The sequence below is a fragment of the Nostoc sp. genome, assembly GCF_036917155.1.
In the GTDB taxonomy this organism is placed as follows: domain Bacteria; phylum Cyanobacteriota; class Cyanobacteriia; order Cyanobacteriales; family Nostocaceae; genus Nostoc.
This window is the reverse complement of record NZ_JBALDZ010000081.1, coordinates 1-4,158: the sequence shown is the minus strand read 5'-3', so window position 1 is coordinate 4,158 and position 4,158 is coordinate 1. Positions and strand designations below refer to the sequence as shown.

General features: G+C 42.1%; 4 protein-coding genes. 1 reads left to right on the top strand and 3 read right to left on the bottom strand.

The annotated features are described in order from the left end of the window. Positions 1-153: 153 nt before the first annotated feature. From V7K67_RS12620 to V7K67_RS12615, 3 genes are all read right to left on the bottom strand, one after another. Positions 154-399 (bottom strand): DUF6887 family protein, encoded by a 246-nt coding sequence (locus tag V7K67_RS12620; protein ID WP_174710332.1) that lies wholly within the window; start codon positions 397-399, stop codon positions 154-156. Continuing rightward, on the bottom strand, positions 383-574 hold the full coding sequence (locus V7K67_RS34370; protein WP_442943820.1) for a DUF6888 family protein: 192 nt from the start codon (positions 572-574) through the stop codon (positions 383-385). The genes V7K67_RS12620 and V7K67_RS34370 overlap by 17 nt, the downstream gene beginning before the upstream one ends. An 81-nt stretch (positions 575-655) precedes the next feature. Next, a complete protein-coding gene (locus V7K67_RS12615; RefSeq protein ID WP_334733381.1) occupies positions 656-1,897 on the bottom strand; it encodes a HEAT repeat domain-containing protein in 1,242 nt (413 codons plus the stop codon). A 744-nt stretch (positions 1,898-2,641) separates the two neighbouring features. Between V7K67_RS12615 and V7K67_RS12610 the strand changes: the two genes are divergently transcribed. Further along, positions 2,642-4,158, top strand: a 1,517-nt coding sequence (locus tag V7K67_RS12610; protein ID WP_335166795.1) for a PQQ-dependent sugar dehydrogenase, incomplete at its 3' end; no start/stop codon positions are given.

The following is a 4,158-nucleotide window of genomic DNA, read 5'->3' as shown; positions in this document are numbered from 1 at the left end:
ACGTTGGCGCGTAGCGCCAACGTACCGATGCACGCGATCGCATCAATTGAGTGGTAACAAGCACAGATCAGTCGATAACCCGCAACTTGGGTTACCTAATGTAATTGGCAACCGCTATATGGACAATATAAACACCAAAAGGCAACTTAAGGCTTAACTTTGAGAATCTTGCTTGCTTTGATTTGCTTGCTCAATGCGTTGCCTAATTGCTTCTTCTGCAATGCGAATATTTTCTTCTATTGGTGTACCATCTTCAGCTACCATTGGCCCGTACCATGTTGCTTCTGAATCAGGAGTGCGGCGGCCATACAAAACACGCAAAGGCTCTACATCTTCCCGATGTGCAAGTGCGTAAGCTATTAGTTCTTTGTTAGTCATTGCTTCAAAATTCGGTCGCATTTAAAAACCTCCAGTTTCCATTAGCGGGTACAATGATTTGGAGTTCTTCATTGACAAAAATAAATACAACTCCGGTTTGGTCATCAAAGCGAAATAGCTCAATACTCCGATAGGTGTTAGACAACATCTGACAGACACGTAGACAGGCTATAGCTTGTACGTATGTTGGGTAAATCGTCTGTTCCTCAATTGTGACATGGATAATAGTAAGCCTTTCTTTTGCGGTTTCTGCTGTGAATAGTAAATCAGCTTAGATTTACCCTTCCAACTGCTTTAACTTCTTCTGAGCAAATTCCCGCACTTGCTCATCTGGGTCATTCTTGGCGCGATCGCGCAACAGTGGTAAAGTCTGGTGATGCTGAGGAAATTGCTCAATGATTGCCTTAAGTACTGTTAGGCGAGGGTTGCTTTCAGCATCACTTTGATGAGATGTAAAAGGATCATCAAGGACGCATTTGTACAGAAACTCAAACATACCAGGCTCATCTTTCCAGCCTTGTGCTAACTCTTGCAGTGCTTCTTGTCTGATAAACCAGAATATATCTGATTGAGCATACGTTTTAAGGATATGTAAGGTGTCAGGATCATCCTTCCAATTTTTAGCCAATTCTTCCATTGCTGCAATTCGCACTAGCCATCCATTATCAGATTGAGCATCTTTGAGGATAGGTAAAGTGTCCGGGTCATCCTTCCAATTTTTAGCTAATTCTCTTGTTGCTATAGCTCGGACAGAAAAATCTTCATCGTTCCGAGCATTTGATTTAACGATACACAAGGTATCAGGGTCATCTTTCCAACTCTCAACTAATTCTTTTGTTGCTTGCCACCGAATATGCCAATTATTATCGGATTGAGCGCAGGCTTTTAGCCAAGGTAATGTATTGGTATTTTCTTTCCAGATTTTAGCGATTACTGAAACTGCTTGGCGAGAAATTGCACGATTTAGCCTATTACGTTCTTGTGGTGAGATTGAAGAATCTTCTTGATATATATCTACATATCTGATTAGGCATTTTAGATGATTGAGTAACTGTTCAGCAATTGTATCAATGATACTTCTATTTCTAACCTCTCCAAGGCACTCAGCTGCTAAAAATAAATTGATAAACTCTTCCTTTTCACCATCTTGTTCAATCAAATAATCAACAATTGTACCTACAAACTTTGGCTCAATCATTGCCTGACCAATAATTTCTGTAACCGACTTATAGCTGATAAATTTCTGGATGTCTGTGGTGTACTCTTTAATCTCAGTTTCAGCAAGTTTGCAACGAACCTTTAACTGCTGCTGCATGAGTTGTAAAAATTCCTTTAAAGCTTTACCAGCAGCAATTTCTATATCTTCCTTCTTAAGTTTCTGGAAAATCTTGCCAGGGATGCCTTTTAATAAATCTTTAGCCCAATCTTTAGCAGCATCCTTGGCTAAGTCTTCCAGAATGGGTTTAAAAATCAACCCGGCGGCCTGAGTTACACCCCACATAGCTAACCAGTTCAGCATAATACTCGCTTGTGTTGAGATTTTGATTACGAGTATATCCACTAGCTGGAGTAATGTTTCCAGATTTCAGGGTGATTGCAGAAATATCACAGGTATCTGGAAAACCTCTCCCTAAATCTCTCTTCTAAGATACAAGGTTGGGTGGAGGCTTTGCGTAACCCAACATCCTGATATATGTTGGGTTGCGCTCCGCTCCACCCAACCTACGTCTAATGAACTATTTTAAGCTTGCCACGTCAGTAGGGTGCGTTATGGACACGCCGAAATAACAAATAGACATCTCCAGAAATTAAATATGCCTTATCCAGAGTCCTTGTAGAGACGTAGCACTGCTACGTCTCTACATTCATTTTCGGAGATGTCTAATGAGTTCGCCGAAATAACAAATGCGATCAGACTACTAGTTCTTATCAGGGATATGTGTGCTTAATAACTGTACAAATTTTACCCGCTTCAATCAATTCCTTGACTCAGAACTCCGTTAGCAAGTTCTGAGTCAAGGAATATAACTAACGAAGTATTGTCAAAAACTGTACCCCTGAGTAAGCTTCTTTCAAAGGGACTTCCAAATAAAAAAATATTCAACTACTTCTTGTGGGGTGAGTGTAAGGTCTTGCCTGGCTTCGGCTAAGGGCAGGCTAGATCCAGGTATAGTTTATTTGTAAATCCCTAAGTCTCAAAAAATCGCTCAACCGAGAGTTATGTGTAATATACATCACTACCATAGTAGAAGGAAGTTCAAAAATGGGTGTGTTTTTCCTAAATCCAACACAGATGCTCGGACGTATACTATCCGCGTCGTTAGTTAGTTTTATCGCCTCACTTACTAGTTTGATATCCTTAGAAGTTTTTCCTACCGCAGCTTTTGGTCAACCCCCAGATGCATCTGTTGAAACCAAGCTGACAGTGCCTAATACGATGAGCTATACACCCTTTAATATTAGCCGTTACTTAAAAGTGCCGCCCAACTTCTCCGTTTCTGTTTATGCTCGCATTCCGCAAGCGCGCTTTATGGCAGTTGCTCCCAATGGCGATCTTTTAGTGTCGCAGCCCGGTTTGGGTAAAGTTGTAATTGTAAGGTCAAATGGCACTAATGACCCAATTATTTCTGACTTCATAACAGGTCTACGCAAACCGCACGACATTGTGTTTCATAAGATTGACAACACCACATACGTTTATATCTCTGAGACTAATCAAATTAACCGCTTCACCTACAACTATGGAGACATAACCGCGCAGAATCGCCAAGTTGTCGTAACTGGTTTACCAGACAGCAGCACAGCCGAACTCAGAGGTGCTTATGGTCACGAACTGAAAAATATCGCACTCGATGCCAATCATCAACTGTACGTGTCGATCGCTTCTACATGCAATGCTTGTACGCAAGATACCGTTAGTAACCCACTGCGCGGTGCTATTTACCAGTACAACGCAGATGGAAGCAATCAGCGGCTTTTTGCTCAAGGCTTACGCAATGCCGAAGGATTAGCATTCTTACCTGACACAAATGACCTTTGGGTAGTCGTTAATAATCGAGATAACATCGCCTATCCCTTCAACGATGGCAGTGGCAATTACGGAAAGATTATTCCGTCCTACGTAGACAACCACCCACCAGAGGAGTTTACGAAAGTCCGAGATGGCGGTAACTACGGTTGGCCATTTTGCAACCCCAATCCTGACACGCCAAATGGCCTCAACAATATGCCCTTTGACCGCGACTATCAGTTTAATGCTGATGGACATGTTAATTGCGATGCGATGGACAGGATTACCAAGGGTATCCAAGCTCATTCGGCTCCCTTGGGACTAACATTCTTGCAAAATACCAACTTTCCTAGTCTGTACTCAAATGGGGTAGTGACGGGACTGCATGGTTCATGGAATCGGCAGACAAAAACGGGCTACAAAATCGCTTACTTTCCGTGGAACACCACGACACAGACCCCAGGGGAGGAGATAGATTTAGTCAGTGGTTGGGTAGTTCCAGCAACACAAGAAACTTGGGGACGACCTGTGGATATGGTAGTCGATCCACAAGGTAATTTGTTAATTTCAGATGACTACAGCGGCACTATCTATAAGCTTTCCTACAATATCTCCTCCACGCCGTCACCACAGGTTAAGGTCTACAGAGATCCAAATTTTGGTGGAGTTTCCCAGTCTTTTCCGACAACTCCAGGAGTATACAAAGCTAACGAAGGTGACTTAAATATTGTTGGTAATGACACTATTAGTTCATTAAGTGTACCACCAAA